Origin of the sequence: Synechococcus sp. YX-04-1 (assembly GCF_030546365.1) — a bacterium.
Taxonomy (GTDB): domain Bacteria; phylum Cyanobacteriota; class Cyanobacteriia; order PCC-6307; family Cyanobiaceae; genus Parasynechococcus.
This window is the reverse complement of the sequence record NZ_JAUONZ010000002.1, coordinates 32,902-58,591: the sequence shown is the minus strand read 5'-3', so window position 1 is coordinate 58,591 and position 25,690 is coordinate 32,902. Positions and strand designations below refer to the sequence as shown.

Genomic DNA, 25,690 nt, shown 5'->3' with positions numbered 1-25,690 from the left:
TCAGGCGGTGGGGGAAGGAAGTTGCCCAGTGGGCAGGAAATTGCTGGCACGACGCAGACCGGCGTAGCCCATCAGGAAACGAAGCAGAGTGCGGGTGCACGTCAGAGCTGTGAACAAACTCAGCAGAACACCGATGCCCAGGGTCGCTGCAAAGCCCTTGACCAGGCCGGTGCCAAGGAAGAAGAGAGCTGCGCAGCTGATCAACGTGGTCAAGTGACCATCAACGATCGATGAGAAGGCCTCGGAGAAGCCTGTATCGATCGACCGGATCAAGGTGTTGCCCCGCCGCAATTCGTCTTTGATGCGCTCAAAAATCAGCACATTGGCATCCACGGCCATGCCGATCGAGAGGATGAAACCAGCGATTCCCGGCAAGGTGAGGGTGACCGGGATCAAGGCGTACACCGCCAGGTTGAACAGGGCATAGAGGCTGAGGGCCATCACGGCCACCGCCCCAGGCAGGCGATAGGCCACCACCATGAACACAGCCACCAAAGCCAGACCCGAGAGGGCTGCCACCAGGCTGCGGCGGATGTTCTCTGCTCCGAGCGTGGGCCCGATGGTGCGGACCTCGATCACCTCAACGGGCAATGGCAGGGAGCCACCCCGGAGCTTCACCTCGAGCTCACGGGCCGTTTCCGCGCTGAAATTGCCGCTGATGGTGGCTGCTCCACCTGAGATTCCAGCGCTTTTGAACTGGGGGCCAACGCTGGCGGCGCTGATCAACTGATCATCCAATGTGATGGCAAGCAACCGATCGGTACCGGCAATCGATTTGGTGAGATCAGCGAAAGCCTCAGCACCCTCACCATCGAAATTGAGTGTCACCTCCCAACTGTTCGGGTTGTTCTGTAGCGGTTGTCGGCCTGCTGTCACCAGCTGCTTGCCCGTCAGCGCTGCCGGCTCGAGCATCGTGAGCAGATCGGAATCAACCTTCTTCAGAAGCTCGCGGAGCTGCTCCTCCTCTGAGCTGGCCTGCCCATCAAGACCCAGAGTCTCCCGGGTTGACTTCAGCTGATCCAGATCCAGAGGCTCCGGTGTTTCACCGCGGCGGATCTGATCCTCACGCAACCTGAGGATCGCTTCCACCTGAGAGCGGAGCTGCCTCAGACCACGGAAGTCAGCTTCGGTATCGGGCTTTTGGGAACGAAATTCCAGCAGAGCCGTATCACCAAGAACCCTCGCGGCGGCGGTGGGATCCTGTTCGCCGGGGAGCTGCAACACCAGCTGCGACTCACCAACCGTCTGCAGGGTGGACTCGGCCACACCAAGGCCGTTGACCCGACGATCGAGAACGGCTTTCACTGCTTCCATCTCTTCGGAGCCGACCCGAGTGATTTCCCCGGCTGGCTTCACTTCAACGGTGAGCTGACTGCCGCCCCGTAGATCGAGGCCCAGTTCCAGCGGCGTACGAACCAAAAACATCCCGGCAGCGATCGCCAGGGCAAGAACAAGGGCAAACCAACCCTGATAACGCGCCATCAATTTCAGATGCCTTTGTTGACCAATGCCTGCGCCGCCTCAACGATCTGATGCGGCTGAATGATCGTGAGATTCTCCAGGGAACCGTTGTAGGGGGTGGGAATGTCCTGACTGGAGAGACGCACAGGTCGAGCATCCAGGTCGTCGAAACACTGCTCGGTGATCAGCGCAATCAACTCGGCCCCGATGCCGCCGGTCTTCATGCATTCCTCCACCACGATCACCTTGTTGGTCTTCCGGATGGAGCGACCAATCGTCTCCATGTCGAAGGGCTTGAGGCTGATGAGATCGATCAGTTCAACGCTCACCCCCTCAGCCTCCAGTTGCTCAACGGCCTTGAGGCAGTGATGACGCATCCGGGAGTAGGTGAGGATCGTCACATCAGTGCCTTCCTGCACCAGATCAGCCTGATCGAGGGCACAGGTGTAGTCGCCTTCGGGGAGCTCCTCACTGAGGTTGTAGAGCAACACGTGCTCGAAGAAGAGCACAGGATTGTTGTCGCGAATCGCGGCCTTCATCAGGCCTTTGGCATTGGTGGGGGTGCTGCAAGCCACGATCTTGATGCCGGGGACAGCATGGAAGTAGGCCTCAAGCCGTTGGCTGTGCTCTGCGCCAAGCTGACGACCCACACCACCAGGGCCGCGCACCACGGTGGGAATGGTGAAGTTGCCGCCGCTGGTGTAGCGGAGCATCCCCATGTTGTTAGAGATCTGGTTGAAGGCCAGGAGCAGGAAGCCCATGTTCATGCCCTCGACAATCGGCCGGAGGCCGGTCATTGCGGCACCAACCGCCATTCCGGTGAAGCCGTTCTCAGCAATTGGAGTGTCGAGCACCCTGAGATCGCCGTATTTCTCTGCCAGATCCTTGGTGACCTTGTAACTGCCGCCGTAATGGCCGACGTCCTCCCCCATCACACAGACGTGGGGGTCTCTCCCCATCTCCTCGTCGATGGCTTCCCGGAGGGCGTTGAAGAGAAGTGTTCCTGCCACGGCGTCACAGTGATCCCGGCCAATCCGGGTGGTGAGGCCAAGCTATCTCAGTCAGCGCAGGGTCAACCGCCAGCCGCGAAGGTGAACAACAACAAAACGGAGAGCAGCATGGCCGGAGACAGCAGCAACGCCAGCTGGCCGAGGTCGTGGGGCGTCATCCAAACCCTGGCAATGATCGGACGCTAGGCAGGGTTCTGATCGCGAGCCGTAAAGAGACTGCGAAGAAACACCAGGGTCAAACCAAGGGCCACAAACCCTGAGCTGAAGGTGGCCAAGAAGGACAAGCCCACCAGCAGGGTCTTGAGGGTGACGGCGATGTTTTGGGCAATCGGCGAGCTGTAATGCGGGGGGTGAGCAGCGAAATACACCACCATCCGCCGACTCAGGCCCAGGGCCAGCCAGGCCAAAAGCCCAGCCGTTAGCGCTCCGGAGAGAAAGCTCAGCGGACCTTTACGCGGATCCCTTGGTTCGGGGCTCTGTGGTGTGGGGGCGTCAGTCATGCCTCGATCCTCACGCCATCGCTGCGGAGGGCGCAAGACCAAGCCTTCAAGCCGCTGCGCTCCAGCTGGGGGGTGAGCTGATCCTGGGCCTGGCGGCATGACGCCAGATCGGAGAACAGCGCGAAACAACTGGGTCCAGAACCGCTCATTGCCACTGCCAGGCTGTGCGGAACGCTCTTCAACAAATCGAGCGCCGAACGCACCGCAGCTGTTTCAGGAGCGACCACCTCCTGCAGGTCATTGCGCAAGGGAGGTGGCAGATCGCTGCGCAAAGGGTGGAGCCAATCGATGCTGCGCAAGGCTTGCCGGCGTTGTTCAAAAGCCGCCTCATCAGCGAGGTATTGGGATTGATTGAGCTCACGGCAACGCTTGTAGGCCCAGGGCGTTGAGACGCTCACCGTGGGGTCTTTGACCAAAAGCACCGCCAGGGGTTGGGGCGTTGGCGACACGGCTTCCAGTTGTTCACCTCGCCCGAAACAAAGCTGACATCCTCCGGCCACACAGAAGGGCATGTCTGAACCGAGCTCAGCGGCCATTCGCTCCAGCGCCGCTGGGCTATGGCCCAACCCCCACAGGGCATTCAGTCCCACCAATGCTGCGGCGCCGTCGCTGGAGCCACCAGCCAGGCCAGCTCCGATGGGGATGCGCTTCTCCAGATGAATCGACGCCCCCAGTTCACTGAAACCAGAACGGTCCCTGAGCAGTTGGGCCGCCTTGATGATCAGGTTGTCGTCGCCGACACTGAGGGTGGTGTCATCGCAAGTGAGGCTTAGTTGAGCATCGGCGGTGTTCTCAAAGCTCAGGCGATCCGCCAAGTCGATGCTCTGCATCACCATGGCCAGCTCGTGGAAACCGTCCGACCGCAGCCCCAGAACCTCAAGGTGCAGATTGACTTTGGCCGGGGCCGTCACCGTGATCATGGTGGTTGTTCAGTCGCCCCGATTCAAACCCCTGGCCAGGGCGACCCAGGTGTCGGGCGCGAGTTCCTGAGGGCGTTGCTGCAGGCTGAAACCTGAAGAGGCCGCCAGATCTTTTAAGCGCTGTGGCTCAGCCACGCCCGCCAGGGTGTTGCGCAACATCTTGCGCCGCGCCAAAAACGCCTGCTTCAGCAGCGATTCCACCCGGACGGCCAAAGCTGGCTCCACCCGCTCCGAGGCCGGCAAGGGATCCAGGCAGATCACTTCTGATTGCACCTTTGGTGGAGGCTGGAAACAGCGCGGCGGCACCGGACAAACCGAACTGCACCGGGCCAGCAACTGCATGCGCACGCTCAGAGCGCTGAAACTGCTGTGGCCGGGCCGGGCACGAATCCGTTCCGCCACTTCCTTCTGCACAAGCAACACCAGCCGTTGGTAGGGCGGATCCACCGGCCGATCCAATCGGCCCACCAACCGCTCCAGCAGCGGGCCAGTGATGTTGTAAGGGATGTTGGCCACCACCTTGTCGGCGATGCGGCCATCGCACAATTCAAGTGGAGCTTCGAGAACATCCCCTTGATGGAGGCTGAACTCAGGCTGAGCCTCAAAACGCTCCTGAAGACCGTCCACCAGATCGCGGTCGAGCTCAATCGCATGCACCGCCTTCACCCCCTCGGCCAGCAGACGCTCCGTTAACGCCCCCCGACCGGGACCCACCTCAAGCACCCGATCGGAGGACTGCAGATCAGCAGCCTCGATAATTCGTTGCAGTACTGAGTCGTCCCGCAACCAGTGCTGACCGAAACGCTTGCGGGCGTGATGTCCGGAGAAACCCATGGGTCAACTGTGCATCAGCACAGCCGTTCCACATCAATCCAGCGAATCGTTCGGCGGGATTTCATCAAGGGAACAAGGGCCAGCTTGACCCGGAGCAGCTGCTCCGCTGACGCCGGATGCACAGCTCTCCAACTACTGATCGCACGAGCCATGCGGCGCCGTTTGGCGGGGTGAAAGGCATCAAGGCCATGGCGGTCCCGACAACCAGTGCGACGGCCTTTCACCTCCACCACCAACAGCTGGTGCTGCCGCTCCAGCACCAGATCGAGCTCGCCCCAGCGGCAGTGCCAGTTGCGGTCCAGCAACCGCCATCCCTGCGCTTCCAGCTGCTGCAAGGCCTGCTGCTCCGCCCAGCTACCGCTGCATTGAGACTCCACCGGCTTAAACCATCACGTCTTGGTTCAAACCATTCCCCCCAGGAACGGTTCTAGGGTTCAGCGGTGATGGTTCCGATCATGCGCAGACGCTTCACGGCCGTACTGATCTCTTTGGTGGTGTTCACATGCCAGTGGTTGTTGGCGGCTCCGGCCCACGCCGCGATGGATGTGGCCAAACAGGTGTTGATCGGTGCCGACTATTCGAACAAAGACCTGCGGGGGGCCACCTTCAACCTCAGCAACCTGCGCGAAGCCAACCTCTCCGGATCGGACCTGCGGGGAGCCAGCCTCTACGGCGCCAAGCTGCAGGACGCCGACCTCAGTGGCACCGATCTGCGCGAAGCCACCCTGGACGCCGCTGTGATGACAGGGACCAACCTTGAGGATGCCGTGCTGGAGGGGGCTTTTGCCTTCAACACTCGCTTCAGCGATGTGTTGATTACGGGAGCCGACTTCACCGACGTTCCAATGCGCGGTGACCAACTCAAAAATCTCTGCGCCGTTGCCGACGGAACGAATTCCGTCACGGGCCGCAGCACCCGCGAGAGCCTCGGTTGCGCTTGAACCATGAGTTTTGATCCCCGCAGCCTCGAGCGCCTGCGTGAGTTGGGGCGTCAACTCCCTGCACGCCTGCCGGAACCGGAGAAGCCTTCAGCCGCTCCCAAAGCCAGCCAGATGCGCCATCGCGTTGAGACCGAGAAGAACCCGGAGGAGCTCTTCCGAGAACTGATGAAGGCCAGCCAAGACGGCACCATTCCTGAGCATCTGATGGCCCGCCTCAAACAGTTGGAGGCCCAACGCAAACCATCGGCTCAACCGTTGCCGTTCAACAGCAACGAAGACACCCCAGCCCTTTCCGCACCAGCGCGCAGCCAGCCCGGACCGGGAAAAAACACCCAGCCGAAACGGCCGAAGGTTGACCCCGGTAGCGAGGAGGAAAGCCTGTATGTGGCTTTCGGGCAGCTGCTGCTCGAGGACGAGGGAGACGACGCTTGAACCCGGCCCGTTGCCGGATTCTTGCGGTGGGCAAAGTTCGTCGTGGCTGGATTCAAGACGGTATTGACCTGTACCTCAAACGCCTACCTGGGTTAACCATCAGCGAACTTCGCGACAGCAACCCAGACAAGGAAGCCGATGCCATCAGAGCGGCCCTACGGCCCGATGAAACCCTGATTGCGCTGATGGAGCAGGGCGACACCTTGGCGTCGGTGCCTTTCGCGCAACGACTCGAACAATTCGGCAACCAGCGGCTGGCCTTTGTGATTGGTGGAGCCGACGGTCTCACAGCTGAGCTCAAGGCTCAGGCCCAATGGCGTCTGAGCCTCTCCCCGATGACCTTCCCCCACGAACTGGCGCGGCTGATGCTCGTGGAACAACTGTTCCGGGCCCAGGCGATTGTCCAAGGCAGCCCTTATCACCGCGCCTAGGGTTCAGCGATGGCCGCTGATCTCTGCTCCTCGACCATGCGTCTGGCTCTGCTGTCTCCGATTCATGGCCAGTCGATTGAACACATCGCCCGACAACTGGAGAACTACAGGGTGTTTCTTGCACCCTTCGAGCTGCGTCATTACTTCCACGTGTCTCTGGAGAGTCACTCGGATCTCCAATCCGAGCTCACCGCCTTCGCCGAAAGGGAGGGGCACAGCATTGTTTTCACCGAACGCAGGCAACCCACCTGGCGGCCCTGCACGGCCTATGCCCTGTGTGAACTGATCAAAACGGCGCTGGCCGATCACCACAGTCACGACAAAGTCCTGATTCACACCGATACCGATCTGCTGGTGTCTGCCAAAGCCAAAGATCAGCTCCAGAACCACCGCATTGGCTGCGGCAACAGCGCATTTCGCTACGACAAAAAAAGCGCTTGGAAATGGGCAGCACCAGCCGTCGCCGATCCTCGACTCAAGCGCTTCGCCACAGAAATGCTGGATGGAGACGCTTCAAAACTCCGCAGCGGGCGAGTTTGCGGTGCCTACATGCCCTGGTCGGTCTTCAAAACGTTCGGCGTCATTTACAACTACTTCTTCAAAGACGATTACTTCAAGAGAAAGCCGCATCGCATTTGGCCGTTGGCTGAAATCGCCATTCCCAGCATTCTTCATCTCTTGGAGAATCAAGACGCCAGCTTTCAGCCGCCTTTGATCAAAGTTCCCAAGAAAAAGAAAGTGTCCTGCAAAAGCATCGATCGCATGATCGAACGCCGCGACAGCTTTGGGCTCAAAAAAATTGCTCGTGACACCGACAGTGAGGCGTTTCAATACGTGATGCGCCTGCAAGCACAAGCTGCTGGGGAGGCCTGACTTTGCTGCACGTCATCGACAACCTTCTGCCCGCCAGCACCCTCCAGGACCTACGCGACCTCTGTGACATCCATGGGCGGCTCAAGGAGCAACATGACGGCGATGCTCAATTCAGCTGGCGACCCGAAACCGGTTCTCCCCGCTCGATTCACGCAACCGCTCAGCAAGCCGTTGTCGATCGCTACCTCGACGAGGCCCTGCTCCCTGTGGCAACACCGTTTGCACCCCAGCGGGCCGGAGTCGAGTGGTGGTGCAACACCAACAACGATCTCGACTGGCACATCGACAAGGACGAGCTGGAAGGCCGACGCAGCGGCCGTTTCCTGCTGCCGTTGCTGTCCACCGTGTTTTACCCCCACGTGAGCTGCGCTGGCGGCGAACTGCTCGTGGCCGACAACCCTCCGATCGAGAACGGATACCGGGGGCCGTTACCCACATTCCGCTCGGTGATCTCGATCCCACCGGTGGTGAACCGGCTGGTGCTGTTCTCCCCCGGCATCCTGCATCGGATCAACCCGTTCGAAGGCGAGCGCTATTCCGTGGCCGTGAACATCTGGGAACAAGCGCCCCTCACCACAACGGCTGCAGAGCCACCGGCTTGAATTTTTCGATCGAAACCGTCCAGGCCCGCGGAGAGAAAGCCTGCAATCCAGCTTTAAACGCGGCCGTATCGCCGGTGTTCAACCAGTTCGCCTTGAGCCTGGGCACGTCCTCCGGCAGCCGTTCCATCGGCAGCTCCACCAGCAGCAGGCTGTCGGCTCCATCCGCACGCTGCAGCACACCCTGATCACTGCGCTGCCACACCCGCAGCAACAGCTCCAGCACCAGAGCATGGCCCAACGCCTCCGGAGCCTCACCCTGCGGAGCCACCTCTTTCTGAGACCGTCCCCCCAGGGGTAGGGCGCGCCGGCCCTGCTGATCGATCAGCGCCATGGCCACCAAATACGGGGTGTCTGCCATACCAAAAATCAATACATCAACATAAAGGCTCCTCTTTCAAATTCCGTCGATAGATTTGGTTAATACAAACAAACAACCCTAAAAACAAAATGCTAAGGCTCAAGGACTCCCTAATAAGCAACAACAAAAGTCTAAAAAAATCATTCGTCTACGACGGACGCGCCTCACGAGAAGAACTCTTCTTGTTTCTTTACTTCCAGGTGGTCTTCATCCTGTTCAACCTCATCTTAATTGGACTCACCACTCCCCTGCTTAACCTTCTTCCCGCCAGCGCAAAGAATATTGTTCTAATTGTTCTTTCCCTTCCACTCGTTGTTTATTACGTTGGCCTTCCATTTGCGTTCGCGTCCCTCTGCGTCCGCCGCCTGCACGACTTAGGCATGAACCTCAAAAATCTTCCGCTCCTCCCCGTTGTTGCGTTCAAACTGGGAAGCAAAGAAGACAACGAATGGGGGCCTTCACCACGAATCAATTAATTACCCACAACCCGACGCGCCACGACCGCCTGCCTTCCCTGGAACCTGAGCCGGTCAGCCCAACGCGACCGCTCGCCCAAGCCTTGAGAAGCGACACAACAAGAATGCATCCTGTATAGTACATTTGAACCATAGGATAACTTCCGCGGTGGAAAGGCAGCGCAATCCATTGCTGCCCCTGCAGCCCAAGCGCAGTCGGCTCAGCCTGCCCCTGGCTGGGGAACGCATCGCCGCTGGTTTCCCGTCCCCCGCTGATGACTACGTCGACGTGGGGATCGACCTCAATGAACAGCTGATCCGGCATCCCACCAGCACCTTTTTTCTGCATGTGAGCGGCGAATCGATGACCGACGCCGGCATCCACGATGGCGATCTTCTGGTGGTCGATCGCAGCCTCGACCCGCGCCCGGGCCAGGTGGTTGTGGCCGTGCTTGACGGTGCCTTCACCCTCAAACGCCTGATGCGTCATCGCGGCCGGTTGCGCCTGGAGGCGGCCCATCCGGACTATCCACCGCTGGAGTTTCACCGCTGCGGCGAGGTGCAGATCTGGGGCGTCGCCATCCACGTGATCCATCCGCTCTGAAGCGATATCGCCATGCCTCAGGCCACGGCCCTGATCGATGGAAACAATTTCTATGCCTCCTGCGAACAGAGTCTGGACCCGGCTCTGATCGGCCACCCCGTGGTGGTGCTGTCCAACAACGACGGCTGCATCGTGGCGCGCAGTGCCGAAGCCCGTGCCCTGGGCATCCGCATGGGGACGCCGTACTTCAAGGCGCGTCGGGAACTTGAGCACCACAACGTTGTGGTGCGCAGTTCGAACTACGCCCTCTATGCCGACATGAGCCAGCGCATGATGAGCCTGCTGGAGGCCCACTGTGAAGAGCTGGAGGTGTATTCGATTGATGAGGCCTTCGGGAGGATTTGTCGTCCCCGCAATGGCGACCTGCATGGTTGGGCCCGCCAGCTGCGGGCACGGGCACGACAGAACCTCGGCCTTCCGATCGCCATCGGCTTAGGGGCCAGCAAGGCACAGGCCAAGCTGGCCAATCGGCTGGCCAAACAGACCCCAGACCATGCCGGGATGTTCGACCTCGGCCAGTGCGACAACCCCGATCGCTGGCTGGAAACCATTGCGATCGAGGATGTCTGGGGAATCGGTCGCCAATTGGCCCATTGGTGTCGCCTGCGGGGCATCAGCAACGCACGACACCTCCGGGACATGCCGAGCGGTGAACTACGCGCCAAATGCGGCGTGGTGGGTCTGCGGCTGCAACGGGAGCTGCAGGGCCATGCCTGCCTGCCGCTGGAGCTTGCACCGGCACCGAAGCAAGAAACCTGCGTGAGCCGCAGTTTCAGCCGACCCATCACCAGCCAGGAGGAGCTGCACCAGGCCATCACCACCTATGTAGTGCGCGCCGCCGAGAAATTGCGCAAGCAACGGCAACGGGCAGCAGCACTCACCATTTACACCCGCACCAGCCCGTTCGCTCCTGGGTTTTACAGCCAGGCCGCCAGCACGCCGCTGGACCTACCAAGCAATGACACAGCCGTGCTGCTGCAGGCGGCACGACCCTTGGTAGCACGGATCTTTCGCCCCCACCGTCCACTGGCCAAGGCCGGCGTGCTGATGCAGCACCTGCAGAGCCACGACATCCTGCAGACCCATCTGATGGTGCCGATGAGTGAGGAGCAGCAGCAGAAACGGGAGTGCCTGATGCAGACCATCGACCGGATCAATCGGCGTTACGGGCGTGGAACCCTGCAATGGGCCGGTTGCGGACTGCAACCCAGCTGGTTGATGCGGCGTGGGCAACTCAGCCGAGCCGCCACCACCCGTCTGCAGGATCTGCCGGTGGTAAAGGCCTGAGCCAATCCATCAGGGCTCCCCCAGAAAACGACAGGCGGGAAGGCTGGTCGCCACCTGATTCACGCCGTCGAGAAAAGCCTGAGAATCAACAGCCCGCGTGCGCACAAAGCTGGTCTGGATCTCCGCAAGTTGAGCCAGGGCATCGGCGCGGCTCAGCTCAGTGGAGGGCTGCGCAAGGCTGCAAAGGGATGTGGCCACCCCACGGCCAAAACCACGTGAACTGGCCTGGCGCCATACCGACGACAGCAGCATGGGGGCCAGGAAGCCACCCAGCACAAGAACAAGAGCAATCAAACCCCAGAGGCGACCCCCCCGCACCCAATAGGGAACGAGGTAAAGCCCACTCTTGGCAGGGGATGGTGAATCGGAAGGGGGAGGGGACATGACTCAGACCTCCTGCAACAACTGAATGACCTGTTCACGGGTGCTGAGCAGCAACACCATCCGCTCACCGTGGGCGTTGAGGCCCGTCTGCTCCCTCACCAGATCGGTGCTGGCCAAAGCCAATCCGCCGGTTTCGGTGAACAGCACCGGCAGGGTGCCCTGGTGCCCGCGCATGCCCTGCAGATCCAGCGCCTGACGAACAGCCCGCTGGGCTTTGTCGGACCCCAGACGCTCCACGAAGGCCGGCCAGAGGTGGTTGACCGGATCGAGCGCGGCGAAATCAAGCTGCGAATCAGTCATCAGGACGGCAACAACGCAAGGGCTTCGCTGATCATCTGCGGGGTGACGGCAATGCGCTCGAGCGGATCGGCATTGTCGAGATAGGCCTCAAACGACGCAAAGCGCTCAATCACAGGGTCGGCCCCCTCGGCGGCGCAAGCCTCGACCCAATCCCCCTCCTCCGGCTTCACCGCGACGAAGGCCTGCAGAGCTTCCTCCAGATCGCCGCCGTCGCCGACGCCCTCACCGTGCCAGATCGCTTCGAAGAATTCAGACATCTTCAGCTTGAGGAACAGATCCTGATGCAGTTTGCCCAGACCACCGGCCCATGGCTTAGGCGGCAGGGGGAACGGTGTAACTGGCGCAACGTTGCTGATCCAGATGGCCGATGTGTTTTCTCTCGGTGTAATAGAGCTCCTGGTAGCGCAGTGCATCCCGGTTCAGGTCATCGAAAAGGGCCTGTATCCGCACCTCCATATCCACGGAGGCCTGATCTGACGAAGCCTCCTGATCAATCAGTACAGCGATGCAGGATTCCAGGGTTTGCAGACGCTGGCCGCCCCAGGCCTCCAACAGGTGCCGGCAGCGCTTCAAGCTTTTCTGCCGCTCCAGCAGGGCAGCAATGCCCCGCAACTGCTCCAGCGGCTCCGCCAGGGCGACACGCTGCAATTCACCAGGCTCCAGCAGAGGCGTCAAGCGGGACACCAGCGCACTGCTCTCCAGCAGGAGTTGATCGGTGAGCAAGCGGGGCAGATCGATGAGATCCAGACCCTCGCCGTCGTCGTCGCATCGGCTAATCGACTCCAAGCGCCCCTCACCCAGGTTGGTCTCCTCCAAATCCGTAATGGCCGCCCAGAGATGGCGGTGATGGGGGATGGCAAAATCCTCCAGTTCGCGTTTGCGCAGCTCCTGGCGAATCGTGGCCCGATGCCGAGGGCAGTGCAGATACAGCCGCAGCAGATCGGCCTCACAGCGCTCCCGCTGCCCGGATTCACCAGGCTGCTCGTGACGGCTGGAGCGCCCATGCCAACGCTGGCCCTTCACCTGCTGGCGCAGGTCGTCCTCGAGCTGAAGCGCTAGCCGACCTTGGCCACCACTGAGGCGTTCCGCCACCCGCTGCAGGTAATGGGTGCGCACGGCGGACTGGGGCAGTTTGCCCAGCAGCCCCACCAGGGCCGTGACCGCCTGTTGGAACTGGTCGGCCCTGCTGAGATCGCGCTCCTCCAGCACCTGCTCGATCTGCCAATCCAGCCAGAGGGGGGCCTGATCCAGCAGAGCGCGGTAATCGCCGGCACCGTTCTGTTTGAGGAACTCATCGGGATCCTTCCCGGACGGCAGGTGCAGAACCCGCAGCTCCAGCTGGCCCTGCATCGCCAGCTGCTCCACCTCGCCGATGGCCCGATTGGCCGCACGAACACCGGCCCCGTCGGCGTCGAAATTCAGAACGATTCGCTTGCTGTCGCTGACGCGGCACAACTGGGTGATCTGCTGACTGCTCAGGGCCGTGCCGAGGGAGGCCACAGCGTTGGTAATGCCGGCGGCATGGAGGGCGATCACATCGAAATAACCCTCCACCACGACGGCCCTGTCGTCCTTGCGGATGGCATTGGAGGCCTTATCGAGGCCGAACAGATGCTTCCCCTTCTCGAACACTTCGGTCTCGGGGGAGTTGAGGTATTTCGGTTCGCTGCCATCAAGGCTGCGTCCCCCGAAACCGATCACCCGACCCTGACGGTCATGGATCGGCACGATCACCCGATGGCGGAAGCGGTCATAAAACCCGTTGCCGCCCTTGCGGGGAACCACCAGCCCTGCAGCCTCGAGAAGCTCCGGCGCCAGCCCCTCCACCTGTTGAAGATGCTTCAGCAGACCATCCCACTGATCCGGCGCATAGCCGAGCTGGAAGGTCTCCTGGGTGGCAGGGCTCAGCCCTCTGGCCTCACTGAGGTATTTGAGGGCCTCTGCGCCCGTGGGTGCCATCAACTGGCTGCGAAACCAACCGGCAGCCAGGGCCAGGGCCCGTTGCAGCTTGTCCCTGCGGGACAACTGTTGCCGCAACCGCTCCTGCTGCGGACCATCGACCGTCTCGATCGGCAGCTGATATCGCCGCGCCAGATCCAGCACCACATCGCTGAAACTCTGGCGCTGGAACTCCATCAGGAACTTGATGGAGTTGCCGCCCGCACCACAGGAGAAGCAGTAGTAGAACTGCTTGGCGGGCGACACCGTCATCGACGGTTTGCTGTCGTCATGGAACGGACAGATCCCGACGAATTCCCGTCCCTTCTTCTTGAGCACCACGTGCTCGCCCACCACATCAACGATGTCGGCCCGTTCCTTCACGGCCTCGATCGTTCTGGGGTGCAGGCGGGCGTTCACCATCGGTCCATTCTGCGAAGTCGCAGGGTTCCGTGCACCCCGTCATCAGAACAGCCATGGCCGAACCGCAGAACCCACAACCCTGGTGGAACCGGGAATCGGTGCGGGGCAGCCGTGCCCTGATCCTCAGCTCCCTGGCCTTCAGCCTGATGACGGTCTGCGTCAAGCAACTGAACAGTCGGCTTCCGGTGGCGGAAATCGTGCTCTGCCGGGCCCTGATCAGCATCGTTCTGACGGCTGTGGGTCTGCGTCTGGCTGGGGTCTCCCCCTGGGGCAATCGACGGGGGCTCTTGGTGGCACGGGGAGTGCTGGGCAGCTTGGCCCTGCTGTGCTTCTTCGAAGCAATTGACCAGCTACCGCTCGCTTCAGCGACGGTGCTCCAGTACACCTACCCCACCTTTACGGCCGTGGCAGCGCTGTTGCTGCTCGGCGAGCCCCTGCGCCGACGCATCAGTGCAGCGGTTCTGCTGGGCTGGATCGGCATCACCCTGGTGGTGCAACCGCAGTGGCTCACGGGAACAACGCAACCTGCACAACTGATCCCTGCCCTGATCGGCATTGGAGGCGCTCTGATGACTGCCCTGGCCTACGTCAGTGTGCGGCGGCTGTCTCAAACCGAGCACCCGTTAGTGATCATCCTCTATTTCCCGATGATCTCGGTGCCCCTGACCCTGCCCTGGGTTCTTCACCAAGGAGTCTGGCCCCAGGGCATCGAATGGTTTTGGCTCCTGGGGGTCGGGGTGATGACCCAGCTGGGCCAGATCTGGGTGACCGAGGGCCTGCGCTGTCTGCCCGCGGCGCGAGCCACATCGATTAACTACGTGCAGGTGGTCTTTGCCGCTGGCTGGGGCTGGCTTTGGTTTGCCGAGTCGATCAATTCTTGGCAGGTGGGTGGCGGGATGCTGGTGCTGGCCGCCACCCTGATCAGCCTGTCGGCACGACGTTAGAGCTCAGGCTTTCTCCAACCCCAAGGGGTAGGTCAGCCAAGCCTGACGGTCGTCGGATCCACCCTTGGGCCTGGCCAGGCGCCAACTCTGACCACGGGAGCCCCGCTGCAGAAACAGCTCAAACGGGCTATCCACCTGCACACGATCTCCGGGCAGTTGCCAATCAAAGCGGCCTGAAATCCTCAGGCCCTGCTCATCACCCAGGGCAAAGCTTTCCTGGTCCTCCACCCGCACACGGCTCACGCTGGGGGCAATGGGCATCGGGGTGAGATCGAGGGAGCTGGCAATGGCCGACTGGGTGAGCTGAATCTGCAGGGCGAGCGCTTCATTCAAAAGAGCGCGTGGCGGCTGAGATCCATTACATGCCGTCAACGAAACCACGATCGATAGAACGCACAGCGCCTGAAGCAAGCGGCGAACAAGGCGCTTGAAAACAGAGACAGGCAATGACAGCTGCGGCAACATGACGCGGTTGAAACCTCTCCCCATGATCGGCTGGCTGCAGGGACGACCGATGGAGTGCTGGACCCAAGGCAACCGTAGCGGCGTTCTGCTGCTCTGCGGTGGTGTCGGTTATGAAGTGCACCTGACTGAGCGGCATCAGCACAACCTTCCGGCTGATGGCGATTTGAACCTATGGATTCATCAAGTGCAGCGGGAGGACGGCAGCAGCCTCTACGGCTTTCCCCTGCGCCAGGAGCGGGATTTGTTCCGGCTGTTGATCAGCGTCAGCGGTGTGGGCCCCCAGGCGGGTCTGGCACTTATGCAGGAATGCAAGCCCCAGGAGCTGGTGGAAGCGATCAGCAGCGGCGATCTGCGTCGCCTCTGCAAGGCGCAGGGCATCGGCAAACGCACCGCTGAGCGCCTAGCGGTGGAACTCAGGGCCTCGATTGCGGCTTTCGCGGGCGTGGATCCAGCCCCATCGCTGGCGGAAGGCATCAGCTCGGAACAGATGCCGGCAAGCGGTGCCGACGTCGAAGCCACCCTCTCAATGCTGGGTTACGACGATCTGGAAATTCGTCGGGCCATCCGTGCCATCGCGGAGGGGGCAGATGGCGAACCACCTGCTGGAGACGACCAGGACGCCTGGCTGCGGGTCTGCCTGCAATGGCTGAGCCGCGAATCGGCCTGAGCCGTCCCACGCGAAGGTAAGCTGGTTGTTTGCACTGACAGGGCCGCCCCCCGCGCATGTCGCTTGATACCACCGAGAAGCAGCAGCTGATCAACACCCACCAGACCCACGGCACCGATACCGGTTCGGCCGAGGTCCAGGTGGCCATGCTGAGTGAGCGGATCAACCGTCTCAGCAGCCACCTGCAGAACAACATCCATGACTTCTCCTCACGCCAGGGGCTGCTCAAGATGATTGGCCGCCGCAAGCGCCTGCTGAGCTACATGCGGAGCAAGAGCGAGCAACGCTACGCCGATACGATCGCCAAACTGGGCATCCGCGGCTGATCAACCTGCCCCATGCCTGAGCAACGCAATGCCCTCCCCTTTGAGCCGAAAGGGTCTGGGAAGGTGAGTAAGCCTGCTTCAGGGATGCCTCGGCAGGAAGCCATTCCTCGCTACGTGGCCGATCGGATGGCCCGTCGCGTTGCTGTGTTTGCTGGACTCCCGTCCCTCGCTGGGATGGGAGTTTTTGTTGGCAGCTATTTCGTGGTCACCCGTGGCATTGCCGATATCGCTCCTGGACTAACGCTGACGGGCTCCGGCCTGTTTTTCCTCTTGGGCCTGGTGGGCCTCAGCGTTGGCGTGTTGACCGCCAGCTGGGATCCCGAACCGGGTTCTCTGCTCGGCTTCGAGAACTTCAAGCCAAACGTTCAACGGATGAAGGAGTCGATCCGGGCCCAGAAGCAGCAGCAAAAGCAAGAAAAGTCCTGATCAAATTTTGTTGATCAGAACCTCCTGACTAGACGATCAGGAGAGCACCAGACGGTCGCTGCTACGGGCCTCAAACGATTGGGTACGCAGCGACGCGATTGCTGCATCAACGTCTTTCACGCAGAACTGGGAGCCAAGTCGCACATAGCGAACGCTGTCGCCATGGCACACTTCGGCGACAACAGGCACCTTCACGCCCAGCTCATCCCGCTCGGGGCGATGTTGGTTCAGGCATTCCCTCAGCTTGTGCTGAATGGCGATGTCGCTGGCCTGATCAGAGGGGAGCTGAACCAGCAGCAGATTGAGCTCATCAACGGCGCGGCAGTCGTCAATGATCAGCTGAACGCGCTCGTCACGCCGATCAACTCCAGCCCAGACCAAGAGGCGTGCTTCAGCCATGAGATGGTCCGCGAGGCGGGCGTAGCTCTTGGGGAACACCACGGCTTCGCAACTTCCGGTGAGATCCTCGAGCTGCAGGATCGCCATTCGATCGCCCTTACGGGTGGTGACTTGGCGCATTTCAGCCACCATCGCAATGGCACTCACCTTGGCTTTGTCCGGCTGCTCTTCCAGGGAGCCCAGGCCGATGGGCGCCAGCAACTTCGACGAGGGCGTGAGCTGTTTAAGCGGGTGATCTGAAAGGTAGAAGCCCACCAGATCTTTTTCGAGACGCAGCTTTTCGGTTGGGGGATAGTCCGGCACCGGTGAAGCCTTGGGTGCATGGCTGAGATCCGCCGGCCCATCGGTATCGGCGACAGGAGCCATCAGATCAAAGAGATTGCCCTGGCCGCTGTCTCGGTCTTTGGCCCGTGATGAGGCCCAGTCGAGCAGAAGATCCAGATCAGCCATCAACTGAGCACGGTTGGCCTGCGGATCCATGGCATCCAGGGCACCGCAGTGAATCAACGACTCCAGACCACGGCGGTTGAGCACCGAAGACGGGATCCGGTCACACAGATCCGCCAGGGAACGGAAGGGTCCATCGCTATCGCGGGCGGCGATCAATCGACGGATCGCACCATCACCAAGGTTGCGAACGGCGGAGAGGCCAAACAGGATCCGATCGCCGTTGGGGGTGAAATCGATAAGCGAGGCATTCACATCCGGGGGCATCACCTCAATCCCCATTGCATTGCAATTGGAGATGTAGCGCTGCACCTTGTCGGCGGCTCCGGCATTCACCGTAAGCAGAGCCGCCATATAAGCGACCGGGTAGTGCGCTTTTAAATAAGCCGTCTGATACGTGACGGCGCCATAGGCCGTGGAATGGCTCTTGTTGAAGCAGTATTCAGCGAAGAGAACCATCTGATCGAACAGTTCGTCGGCGACCTTTTCATCAACGCCGCGCTCTCCAGCACCCTGGACGAAGATGCCGCGGTGCTTCTGCATCTCGGACACCTTTTTCTTGCCCATCGCTCGCCTAAGCAGGTCTGCCTGACCCAGGGAGTAACCAGCTAGATCCTGCGCGATGCGCATGATCTGTTCCTGATACACCATGATCCCGTAGGTCTCTGACAGGATCGGCTCCAAAATCGCGTGAGCGAAATCGATCGCCTCGCGGCCGTGCTTGCGGTTGATGAATTTAGGAATCAACCCGGCATCAAGGGGACCCGGCCTGTAGAGGGCAAGGATCGAGGAGATGTCTTCCAGCGATGAAGGCTTGAGATCACGCACGATCTGCCGCATTCCGCTGGATTCCAACTGGAAGATCCCCTCAAGATCACCTCGCGCCAGAAGGGCAAAGGTCTCTTCATCCTGAGGCGGCAGTTTGTCGGGGTCGACACGGGTGCCGCTACTCACCTCCACCAACTCGAGGGTCTTTTCGATCATCGTGAGGTTCTTCAACCCCAGGAAATCCATCTTCAACAGACCCATGGATTCCACGTCTTCCATGAAGTACTGCGTGATCACCTGACCGTCGTTGTTGCGCTGCAACGGCACCAGTTCATCGAGGGGGTCAGCGGCGATGACCACACCAGCCGCATGAACACCGAAGGTTTTGTTGGTGCCTTCAATCCGCATCGCCATATCCACCCAACGCTTCACCGTTGGTTCCGCCTCGTACTTCTCGCGGAACTCGGGGTTGGGGGATTCCTCACCGATCATTGCCTTGAGCTTGGCGGGCTTGCCGCGAACCACTGGGATCAGCTTCGCCAGACGGTCGGCATCGCCGTAGGGAATATCGAGCACCCGGGCCACATCCTTCAAAACCGCCTTGGAGGTCATCCGGTTGAAGGTGATGATCTGCGCCACCTTGTCATCGCCATAGCGCTCGGTGACGTAGTCGATCACCTCACCACGACGCTCGATGCAGAAGTCAGTGTCGATATCAGGCATCGACTTGCGTTCCGGATTGAGAAAGCGTTCAAACAGGAGACAGTTGGTGATCGGATCGATGTTGGTGATCCCAAGGCAATAAGCGACAAGCGACCCTGCAGCGGAGCCACGGCCAGGGCCGACGGGAATGTTCTGTTCCCGGGCAAAACGGATGTAATCCCAGACCACTAGGAAGTAAGTGGGGAATCCCATCTGCTCCATGATCTTGAGCTCATGGGCCATGCGCTCGGCGTAGTCGTCGGGCAAGGGAGCGTCCGGGCTGAGCTCGAGCCGATCCCGCAATCCCTGCTCCGTCACCTCCCTCAGGTAGCTGACGGGGGTATGGCCCTCGGGAATCGGGAAGTGAGGCATTTGATAGCGCCCGAGGATGTCGTAGGGCTCCACCTTCTCGGCCACCTTGACGGTGTTGGCGATCGCTTCCTGAACCACCTCAGGCTCGAGGTGATCCCCGAAGAGAAGACCCATCTCCTCTTCGGTCTTGATGTATTCGGTACCGGTGTAACGCAGCCGCTTCTCATCGGTGATCAGCTTGCCGGTGAGCACGCAGAGCAAGGCGTCGTGGGCTTCAACGTCCTGCTTGCTCAAGTAGTGGGCATCGTTGGTGGCAACGATCTGGATGCCGAGTTCCTTGGCAATTTTGACGATCTCAACGTTGACGATCCGATCCTCCGGGGAGCCGTGGTCCTGGATCTCGAGGTAGTAGTCGTCGCCGAAGACCTCCTGGTACCAAGCCGCCACCTTGCGAGCCACATCGGGGCGACCACGCAAAATCGCCTGGGCGATCTCGCCACCGAGGCACGCCGTCGCGATGATCAGGCCTTCGCTGTGTTGCTTCAGCAGCTCCTTGTCGATGCAGGCACGGGAGAAGATCCCGCGTCCACGCATCCCCCGCAGGTGACTGATGCTGGTGAGCTTCACCAGATTGCGGTAGCCGGTGGCGTTTTTCGCCAACACCACCAGGTGGTATCGCTTCTCCTTCTTGGGTTGCGGGTCGTCGATGGACCCATTGATCACATACATCTCATTGCCGATGATCGGCTTGAGATCTGTGCCCTGACAGAGCTTCAGCAGCTCAATCGCGCCGTACATCACGCCGTGATCGGTCAAGGCGATGGCTGGCATGCCCAGCTGCTTCGCCCGCTCCACCATGGCCGGCAACTGCGACGCACCATCCAGAAGGCTGTAGTCGCTGTGGTTGTGGAGAGGAACGAAAGCCATGGGGTCAGCCTAGGACCCGACGCAAGATCCAGCGTTCAAGGGGTACACACCCCCCACATGTGGCGCAGCTCAGGGGACCAGCGCGGCTTCCGGACGTGACGCAAACACCTGCGCAGCCTGCTCGTACTGGTGAGCCACCTGAAGAAGACGTGGTTCATCCAACACATTGCCGATCAGCTGCATCCCGATCGGCAGACCCGCCGCACTGAATCCACAGGGAACACTGATGGCCGGAAGTCCAGCCAGGTTGACCGGAATCGTCAGCAGGTCAGCCAAATACATCGCCAGAGGGTCATCGGCGTGAGCGCCAGCCTTGAAGGCCGTGGACGGTGCTGTTGGCGTCAGCAGGACATCCACACTCTGGAAGGCCGCATCAAAGTCTCGCCGGATCAGGGTGCGCACCTGCTGCGCTTTCTTGTAGTAGGCATCGACATACCCGGCAGAAAGGGCATAGGTGCCGATCAGGATTCGACGTTGCACCTCAGCGCCAAACCCTTCAGCACGGCTGAGCGCAGTCATCGAAGCAAGACTCTCGGCGTTTTCTGCGCGGAAGCCGTATTTGACCCCGTCATACCGCGCCAAATTGGCCGAGGCCTCCGATGGTGCAATCACGTAGTAGGTGGCGATGCCGTCGTTGAACCGGGGGCAGCTCACCTCCACCAGTTCAGCGCCAAGAGCCTCCAGTTGAGCAGCAGAGGCCTGCACCGACGCCTTCACCTCATCATCGAGGCCTTCGGCGTCGAAGCACTCCTTGATCACCCCCACCTTGAGGCCCTTAATGGGCTGGTTGAGGCCGGCGCTGAAGTCGGGAACCGACACATCAAGACAGGTGGAATCGCGAGGGTCGGGCCCGGCGATCACCTGAAGCAGTTCGGCCACATCAGCAACGCTGCCGGCGAAAGGACCCACCTGATCCAGGGAACTGGCGAAGGCCACCAGGCCCCAACGGCTGACCCGGCCGTAGGTGGGTTTGAGGCCCACCACGCCACAGAACGACGCCGGTTGGCGGATGGAGCCACCAGTGTCGGAACCAAGCGAAGCGAGGCAACTACCGGCGGCGACGGCCGCTGCACTGCCACCGGAGCTTCCACCCGGCACATGGGCGGTGTTCCAGGGATTCTGTGTGGCACCAAACGCAGACGTTTCGGTTGAGCCGCCCATGGCGAACTCATCCAGGTTTGTCTTGCCAACCAACACACCTCCGGCCTGCCAAAGCCGCTCGGTGACCGTGGATTCGTAGGGCGGCACAAACTGCTCGAGCATGCGGCTGGAGCAGGTGGTGCGAACACCTTTGGTGCAGAGGTTGTCCTTGATCGCCAGTGGCAATCCCGCCAAAGGACCAAGCTTCTCGCCGGCGGCCCTGGCTTCATCGATACGCGACGCCTCAGCACGTGCCTTCTCGGCCGTGACTTCAACAAAAGCGTTCAACGAAGGCTCAGAACTTTCGAGCCGCTTGAGGTGCTGATCAACGAGCTCGCGGGAGGAGACCTCGCCGCTCTGCAATTGCTGACGCCACGCGCTGATCGTCATGTCCCTGCGATCCATTGCAGGGAGGACGCTATCAGCCGCAGGATCAGCCCTCAGCCGTGATGGTGAGGGGCTCAGAGCGCCGAGTCCGCAGCATGGAGTGGCTGATCGACTGGGGTTGCTCTGACTTGACGTCGTCCAGGAAGGAACTGAGCTCACTCTCAAGCCCCTTGCGGGTGATGAAGGGACCGAACCAATAGGTCACATCAGGGCCTGAGGTCTGAACACGAGCCCACCAAGCGAATCCAAAGCCATTGGCAAGGCTGCGCAGCGGCCGAATCAGGGGACTCATGGGAGAAAAGGGACCTGGGGGCATTGTGCCCCGAGATCTTGGAATTCGTACTGTTTTCAGGGAGATAGCTGGATGTTCTGATCGAACGGCAAGACAGCATCCGGCTGAGATGGATTCAGATCCAGATCAATCCGATGTTCCGGTGCCTTCTCCACAGGAGCTTCAGCCTGTTCAGGGAGAACAGCCTGCTCAGGCGGAGCAGCCGACTCAGAGGCCTCTGTCAGCTCAACGGGCGATTCAGAACCTGCAAGCTTGGGCCGCCGAATCGGCGGAGACGGCGCTTGGCCGTGAATGTCCTTCATCCAGTTGCGCCGTGCCACTTCGTACACACAAAGGGCTGTGGCGACGGAGGCATTGAGGCTCGGAGTGATGCCCCGCAGCGGGATGCGAACCAACTGGTCGCAATGACGCCGGGTCATCAGCGACAAGCCTTGGTCCTCGGATCCAGTGACCAGCACCATCGGCCCAGTGAGATCGACATCGGTGAGGGTCACATCTCCTTCAGCAGCAAGGCCCACCACCCTGTAGCCGGCGTCTTTGAGCTTTTCCAGGGACCGGTTGAGGTTCACCACGCGCGCCACCGGCAGATGTTCCAGCGCTCCTGCGGCCACCTTGGCGGCGGAACCTGTCAAGCCAGCGCTGCGGCGCTGGGGGATCACCACACCGTGAGCTCCCATGGCCTCAGCGGAGCGAACAACCGCCCCGAGGTTGTGCGGGTCGGTGACACTGTCCAAGGCCACCAACAAGGGGGGTTCCCCCAAATCCGAGCAGCCCTCGATAAGGGTCTCGAGATCGAGGGTTTCCGCCGCCGCCGTCTGCAGGGCGATGCCCTGATGAACGGACCCACCTGTGATCTGTCCCAGCCGAGCCCAGGTCACCTCTTCCACGAGAACGCCTGAGGCCTTGGCATCGCGCAGGAGCTGGAGAAATTTGGAGGCACTGCGCATCTCGGGAGTGCACCAGATGCGATGGATGGGTCGTCCGGCCTCCAACGCGGCCTGGGTGGCATGACGTCCCCAAATCAAATCGTCCGCTGGGGGTGTGGCCGCTGCAGCCTCCGATACTGGATCCGGGCGCTGAGAAGAACGGCCCTCGTCGTACCGGGATCTGGAGCGCTGGGCCGGTTGGCGCCGTTCATCCCCGGAGCGACGGCGGTCGCCGTAGCGATCGTTGCGATCGCGAAAACGTCCAGGCCCTGAGCGGTCGTTTTGAGAGTCCGAACGGGAGGCGTTCTGATCTCGCTCGAAGGAACGGGAACGATTGCCGAACCGCTCTTTCGGGCGATCACCAAAGCGTTCTCCGGCTCGATCACCGAAACGATCCCCAGACCGCTCAGTAAACCGATAACCCGGTCGATCACCAGAGCGCTCACCAAACCGATTGTTGGGTCGATCACCAGAGCGCTCAGCAAATCGATTGTTGGGTCGATCACCACCTCGCGACTGCTCCCAGCCTCCATCCCGTGGCGCGCGTCGTTCGCGATAACCGCCGCCGTCACGCCCAGGCTTGGCATAGGGGGCACGACCGCCATCAGAACGGCGGTTGCTGGGCATGGGGCGACCGTTATCCGAGCGCCCCATCGAGGAGCGGCCAGCGGATGCGCGTCCACTGGGCGGCCTGCCTCCTGGCGGTCGAGCACCCCCACTGCCTCCTGGCCCCGAACGGCCATCGCGGGATGGGCCGCTGGAGCGGCGTTCAAAGCGAGGGCTCATGGTGTGCGAGGCAACGTTATGGGTTGGATCCGGCTTGCTCCAAGTGGTCGAAGAGCTCCGCAAGCCGGGCTGGATTGTTCAGAAACAGCCAGCCAACCATTGTCTCAAACCCTGTGGCCCTTCCATAAACAGCAGCGTCCGCGCGCCTTGGACCCCGACCGGCACTGTTGCGGCCCCGACGCACCAGATCGAGTTCCTCTGAACTGAGAAGTTCACGGTCTTCCAGCCAGCTCAGCAAGCGGGACTGGGCGTCAGCACGGACATCGGCCACAACGGCCCGATGCAATTGATCAGAGCGTCCAGGCCTAGCGCCATGGCGCAGCCGTTGATGCAGCTCCCACACGGCATCTCCAATCCAAGCCAGTTGCAATGGCCCCAGCTGTTCGTTGATGTCACTGGGAGACTGGCTTTTGATCCAATCGCTCAAGCCGCCAACTGGTTCAGGGCTGTGGGCAGATCCTCCACCAAATGAAGGAACTGCTCAAGACGCACCAACTTGATCGTCTGCTTCACCCTGGTGTTGCCCACCAAAAGAAACGACCGCTTTGCATCCGTGCATTGCTTGGCCAGCTGCACCAGCGCCCCAAGGCCGGATGAATCGAGGAAATCGATCTTGCTGAGATCGAGGACAGAAGGAAGCTTGTTGGCCTTCAAGACATCTCCCACGTACTCCATGAACTGCTTCTCGGAATACGCATCCAGCTGACCGGTGAAATGAAACACCAGACAGCCATCTTTCTGTTCGAATCCGCCCCGGAGAGAGACGGTCAGTCGCTGCAGTTCGCTGATGGGATCAAGCCCCCCAGGCATCATCGGCACGAAATGTAGTGATGCTGAGCGTTGGCTACCACCTCATCAACGGCGATCGGCCATCAGCGTCACAAAGCGGGCGAAATGATGGTCGGCGTCATGGGGGCCCGGACTCGCCTCCGGGTGGTACTGCACCCCGAACACAGGCTTTTGACGATGGGCAATCGCTGCCACGGTACGGTCGTTCAGATTGAAGTGGGTGACGTCAATCACCTCTGAATCCAGGGAATCGGCGGAGAGGGCAAAGCCGTGGTTCTGACTGGTGATTTCAACCTGGCCTGTGGTGCCGCAGGGATGGTTCAAGCCGCGGTGGCCATAGGACAGTTTGAACGTCTCTCCGCCCAGGGCCAGACCAAGGATCTGATGGCCCAGACAGATGCCAAAAAGGGGTAGATCGGAATCCTCCAGCAACATCTTGGCCAGGGCAATCCCATGGGTCACCGCTGCCGGGTCACCAGGGCCGTTGGACAGAAAGACACCATCCGGGCGATGGGAGCGAACCGTGGCCAGATCCGTGTCTGCCGGAAGAACCGTGACATCACAGCCATGGGCGACCAGTCGATCGAGAATGGCTCGCTTGATGCCGAAATCGATGGCGACAACGCGGAAGGGCGCGTCGCTGCGGCGCTGCAAACGCTGATCGAAGCCAACACTGCAGGCCTGATTCCACTGGTAGGGCTCACGGGTGGTGACGCGGTCCGCCAGGTTCAGCCCTTGCATCGACGGGGCCTGTTTGAGGAGCTCCAGCAACTGCGCCGGGGGCTGGCCGTCACTGCTGATCACTCCATTCATGGCCCCCACCTCACGCAAGTGACGCACCAAGGCACGGGTATCCAAACCGCTGATGCCCACCAGCTGATGGGTCTTCATCCAGCTCTCAAGCGGCTGCTCACAGCGCCAGTTGCTGGGCAATGGGGCCAGCTGGCGGGCAATCACGCCACGGGCGTGGGGGCGATCAGCTTCTTGATCGTCAGCATTCACCCCTGTGTTGCCGAGTTCGGGATAGGTGAAGCTCACCAACTGTCCCTCGTAGGAGGGGTCTGTCAGCACCTCCTGGTAACCGGTCATGCCGGTGTTGAACACCACCTCACCGATGGTGGTGCCGCGATGGCCGAAGCCGACACCGGTGAGAACCGTGCCATCGGCAAGGACGAGATAAGCCTTGTCTGATGGGGAATCGGGCATCGAAGGGCCGCCGCAGGTCATCAGTCAC

The 25,690-nt window shown here is 61.0% G+C and carries 31 protein-coding genes; 12 read left to right on the top strand and 19 right to left on the bottom strand.

Going from position 1 to position 25,690, the window contains the following annotated elements; genetic code table 11:
* The 6 genes from secD to Q3Y53_RS03570 all read right to left on the bottom strand — a co-directional run bounded on the left by secD (nt 1) and on the right by Q3Y53_RS03570 (nt 5,102).
* The gene (gene secD / locus Q3Y53_RS03595; protein WP_303532919.1) at nt 1-1,482 is read right to left on the bottom strand and encodes a protein translocase subunit SecD; all 1,482 of its coding nucleotides are present in this window, start codon (nt 1,480-1,482) and stop codon (nt 1-3) included.
* A gap of 5 nt (nt 1,483-1,487) precedes the next feature.
* Nucleotides 1,488-2,471: a pyruvate dehydrogenase complex E1 component subunit beta gene (locus Q3Y53_RS03590; protein ID WP_226424022.1), complete on the bottom strand. Its 984-nt coding sequence runs from the start codon at nt 2,469-2,471 to the stop codon at nt 1,488-1,490.
* A gap of 182 nt (nt 2,472-2,653) precedes the next feature.
* Complete coding sequence (locus tag Q3Y53_RS03585; RefSeq protein WP_303532916.1) at nt 2,654-2,971, bottom strand: DUF3082 domain-containing protein; 318 nt, start codon at nt 2,969-2,971, stop codon at nt 2,654-2,656.
* Nucleotides 2,968-3,891: a 4-(cytidine 5'-diphospho)-2-C-methyl-D-erythritol kinase gene (ispE, locus tag Q3Y53_RS03580; RefSeq protein ID WP_303532914.1), complete on the bottom strand. Its 924-nt coding sequence runs from the start codon at nt 3,889-3,891 to the stop codon at nt 2,968-2,970. Before ispE ends, Q3Y53_RS03585 begins: the two co-directional genes overlap by 4 nt.
* Before the next feature lie 9 nt (nt 3,892-3,900).
* Nucleotides 3,901-4,725: a 16S rRNA (adenine(1518)-N(6)/adenine(1519)-N(6))-dimethyltransferase RsmA gene (gene rsmA / locus Q3Y53_RS03575; protein WP_303532913.1), complete on the bottom strand. Its 825-nt coding sequence runs from the start codon at nt 4,723-4,725 to the stop codon at nt 3,901-3,903.
* A gap of 14 nt (nt 4,726-4,739) precedes the next feature.
* The gene (locus Q3Y53_RS03570; protein WP_303532911.1) at nt 4,740-5,102 is read right to left on the bottom strand and encodes a YraN family protein; all 363 of its coding nucleotides are present in this window, start codon (nt 5,100-5,102) and stop codon (nt 4,740-4,742) included.
* Between the two features lie 78 nt (nt 5,103-5,180).
* Between Q3Y53_RS03570 and Q3Y53_RS03565 the strand changes: the two genes are divergently transcribed.
* From Q3Y53_RS03565 to Q3Y53_RS03545, 5 genes are read left to right on the top strand one after another with little or no spacing between them, the layout of a single operon-like run.
* Nucleotides 5,181-5,666 carry a pentapeptide repeat-containing protein gene (locus Q3Y53_RS03565; protein WP_226424027.1) on the top strand — a complete coding sequence of 162 codons (486 nt, stop codon included), beginning with the start codon at nt 5,181-5,183 and terminating at the stop codon, nt 5,664-5,666.
* Nucleotides 5,667-5,669: 3 nt separating this feature from the next.
* Complete coding sequence (locus Q3Y53_RS03560) at nt 5,670-6,098, top strand: hypothetical protein (protein WP_226424028.1); 429 nt, start codon at nt 5,670-5,672, stop codon at nt 6,096-6,098.
* Nucleotides 6,095-6,529, top strand: a complete 435-nt coding sequence (locus Q3Y53_RS03555; protein WP_011364159.1) for a 23S rRNA (pseudouridine(1915)-N(3))-methyltransferase RlmH — start codon at nt 6,095-6,097, stop codon at nt 6,527-6,529. Before Q3Y53_RS03560 ends, Q3Y53_RS03555 begins: the two co-directional genes overlap by 4 nt.
* A gap of 9 nt (nt 6,530-6,538) precedes the next feature.
* Nucleotides 6,539-7,402 carry a hypothetical protein gene (locus Q3Y53_RS03550; protein ID WP_226424030.1) on the top strand — a complete coding sequence of 288 codons (864 nt, stop codon included), beginning with the start codon at nt 6,539-6,541 and terminating at the stop codon, nt 7,400-7,402.
* Nucleotides 7,403-7,404: 2 nt separating this feature from the next.
* Entirely contained in the window at nt 7,405-8,004 is a 600-nt protein-coding gene (locus tag Q3Y53_RS03545; RefSeq protein WP_303532902.1) for a 2OG-Fe(II) oxygenase, read from the top strand.
* Here the strand turns inward: Q3Y53_RS03545 and Q3Y53_RS03540 are convergent.
* Nucleotides 7,973-8,362 (bottom strand): hypothetical protein, encoded by a 390-nt coding sequence (locus Q3Y53_RS03540; protein WP_303532900.1) that lies wholly within the window; start codon nt 8,360-8,362, stop codon nt 7,973-7,975. The genes Q3Y53_RS03545 and Q3Y53_RS03540 overlap by 32 nt on opposite strands.
* Before the next feature lie 89 nt (nt 8,363-8,451).
* Between Q3Y53_RS03540 and Q3Y53_RS13105 the strand changes: the two genes are divergently transcribed.
* The 3 genes from Q3Y53_RS13105 to Q3Y53_RS03530 all read left to right on the top strand — a co-directional run bounded on the left by Q3Y53_RS13105 (nt 8,452) and on the right by Q3Y53_RS03530 (nt 10,708).
* A complete protein-coding gene (locus Q3Y53_RS13105) occupies nt 8,452-8,838 on the top strand; it encodes a DUF805 domain-containing protein (protein ID WP_368506432.1) in 387 nt (128 codons plus the stop codon).
* 148 nt (nt 8,839-8,986) lie between these two features.
* Nucleotides 8,987-9,421, top strand: coding sequence for a LexA family transcriptional regulator (locus tag Q3Y53_RS03535; RefSeq protein ID WP_303532899.1), 435 nt, complete (start codon nt 8,987-8,989; stop codon nt 9,419-9,421).
* A 12-nt stretch (nt 9,422-9,433) separates the two neighbouring features.
* Nucleotides 9,434-10,708, top strand: a complete 1,275-nt coding sequence (locus Q3Y53_RS03530; RefSeq protein ID WP_303532896.1) for a Y-family DNA polymerase — start codon at nt 9,434-9,436, stop codon at nt 10,706-10,708.
* 9 nt (nt 10,709-10,717) lie between these two features.
* Here the strand turns inward: Q3Y53_RS03530 and Q3Y53_RS03525 are convergent, their stop codons facing one another.
* The 4 genes from Q3Y53_RS03525 to dnaG are packed head-to-tail and all read right to left on the bottom strand — an operon-like array spanning nt 10,718 to nt 13,753.
* Nucleotides 10,718-11,092: a hypothetical protein gene (locus Q3Y53_RS03525; RefSeq protein ID WP_303532893.1), complete on the bottom strand. Its 375-nt coding sequence runs from the start codon at nt 11,090-11,092 to the stop codon at nt 10,718-10,720.
* A gap of 3 nt (nt 11,093-11,095) precedes the next feature.
* A complete protein-coding gene (locus Q3Y53_RS03520) occupies nt 11,096-11,392 on the bottom strand; it encodes a hypothetical protein (protein ID WP_226412307.1) in 297 nt (98 codons plus the stop codon).
* On the bottom strand, nt 11,392-11,649 hold the full coding sequence (locus Q3Y53_RS03515; protein WP_303532887.1) for a hypothetical protein: 258 nt from the start codon (nt 11,647-11,649) through the stop codon (nt 11,392-11,394). The genes Q3Y53_RS03520 and Q3Y53_RS03515 overlap by 1 nt, the downstream gene beginning before the upstream one ends.
* A gap of 55 nt (nt 11,650-11,704) precedes the next feature.
* Nucleotides 11,705-13,753, bottom strand: coding sequence for a DNA primase (dnaG, locus tag Q3Y53_RS03510; protein WP_303532885.1), 2,049 nt, complete (start codon nt 13,751-13,753; stop codon nt 11,705-11,707).
* A 53-nt stretch (nt 13,754-13,806) separates the two neighbouring features.
* Here dnaG and Q3Y53_RS03505 point away from each other — a divergent pair, with 53 nt between their 5' ends.
* A complete protein-coding gene (locus Q3Y53_RS03505) occupies nt 13,807-14,697 on the top strand; it encodes a DMT family transporter (protein ID WP_303532883.1) in 891 nt (296 codons plus the stop codon).
* A 3-nt stretch (nt 14,698-14,700) separates the two neighbouring features.
* Here the strand turns inward: Q3Y53_RS03505 and Q3Y53_RS03500 are convergent, their stop codons facing one another.
* Complete coding sequence (locus Q3Y53_RS03500; RefSeq protein ID WP_303532881.1) at nt 14,701-15,162, bottom strand: hypothetical protein; 462 nt, start codon at nt 15,160-15,162, stop codon at nt 14,701-14,703.
* 22 nt (nt 15,163-15,184) lie between these two features.
* Here Q3Y53_RS03500 and ruvA point away from each other — a divergent pair, with 22 nt between their 5' ends.
* From ruvA to Q3Y53_RS03485, 3 genes are read left to right on the top strand one after another with little or no spacing between them, the layout of a single operon-like run.
* Nucleotides 15,185-15,829, top strand: a complete 645-nt coding sequence (ruvA, locus tag Q3Y53_RS03495; RefSeq protein ID WP_303534002.1) for a Holliday junction branch migration protein RuvA — start codon at nt 15,185-15,187, stop codon at nt 15,827-15,829.
* A gap of 56 nt (nt 15,830-15,885) precedes the next feature.
* Nucleotides 15,886-16,155 (top strand): 30S ribosomal protein S15, encoded by a 270-nt coding sequence (gene rpsO, locus Q3Y53_RS03490; RefSeq protein ID WP_006851408.1) that lies wholly within the window; start codon nt 15,886-15,888, stop codon nt 16,153-16,155.
* A gap of 12 nt (nt 16,156-16,167) precedes the next feature.
* Nucleotides 16,168-16,581, top strand: a complete 414-nt coding sequence (locus tag Q3Y53_RS03485) for a PAM68 family protein (RefSeq protein ID WP_226424041.1) — start codon at nt 16,168-16,170, stop codon at nt 16,579-16,581.
* Between the two features lie 36 nt (nt 16,582-16,617).
* On the opposite strand, the gene Q3Y53_RS03480 is transcribed toward Q3Y53_RS03485, so the two are convergent.
* From Q3Y53_RS03480 to carA, 7 genes are all read right to left on the bottom strand, one after another.
* Nucleotides 16,618-20,136, bottom strand: coding sequence for a DNA polymerase III subunit alpha (locus Q3Y53_RS03480; RefSeq protein WP_226424042.1), 3,519 nt, complete (start codon nt 20,134-20,136; stop codon nt 16,618-16,620).
* Between the two features lie 69 nt (nt 20,137-20,205).
* The gene (gatA, locus tag Q3Y53_RS03475) at nt 20,206-21,681 is read right to left on the bottom strand and encodes an Asp-tRNA(Asn)/Glu-tRNA(Gln) amidotransferase subunit GatA (protein WP_226424043.1); all 1,476 of its coding nucleotides are present in this window, start codon (nt 21,679-21,681) and stop codon (nt 20,206-20,208) included.
* A gap of 28 nt (nt 21,682-21,709) precedes the next feature.
* Nucleotides 21,710-21,955, bottom strand: coding sequence for a DUF1816 domain-containing protein (locus tag Q3Y53_RS03470; protein ID WP_303532859.1), 246 nt, complete (start codon nt 21,953-21,955; stop codon nt 21,710-21,712).
* A gap of 56 nt (nt 21,956-22,011) precedes the next feature.
* Nucleotides 22,012-23,667, bottom strand: a complete 1,656-nt coding sequence (gene rlmB / locus Q3Y53_RS03465) for a 23S rRNA (guanosine(2251)-2'-O)-methyltransferase RlmB (protein ID WP_303532857.1) — start codon at nt 23,665-23,667, stop codon at nt 22,012-22,014.
* A gap of 16 nt (nt 23,668-23,683) precedes the next feature.
* Complete coding sequence (locus tag Q3Y53_RS03460; RefSeq protein WP_226400101.1) at nt 23,684-24,094, bottom strand: Mini-ribonuclease 3; 411 nt, start codon at nt 24,092-24,094, stop codon at nt 23,684-23,686.
* Nucleotides 24,091-24,480: an STAS domain-containing protein gene (locus Q3Y53_RS03455; protein WP_226424431.1), complete on the bottom strand. Its 390-nt coding sequence runs from the start codon at nt 24,478-24,480 to the stop codon at nt 24,091-24,093. The genes Q3Y53_RS03460 and Q3Y53_RS03455 overlap by 4 nt, the downstream gene beginning before the upstream one ends.
* 42 nt (nt 24,481-24,522) lie before the next feature.
* A complete protein-coding gene (carA, locus tag Q3Y53_RS03450) occupies nt 24,523-25,683 on the bottom strand; it encodes a glutamine-hydrolyzing carbamoyl-phosphate synthase small subunit (protein ID WP_303532850.1) in 1,161 nt (386 codons plus the stop codon).
* Between the last annotated feature and the right edge of the window lie 7 nt (nt 25,684-25,690).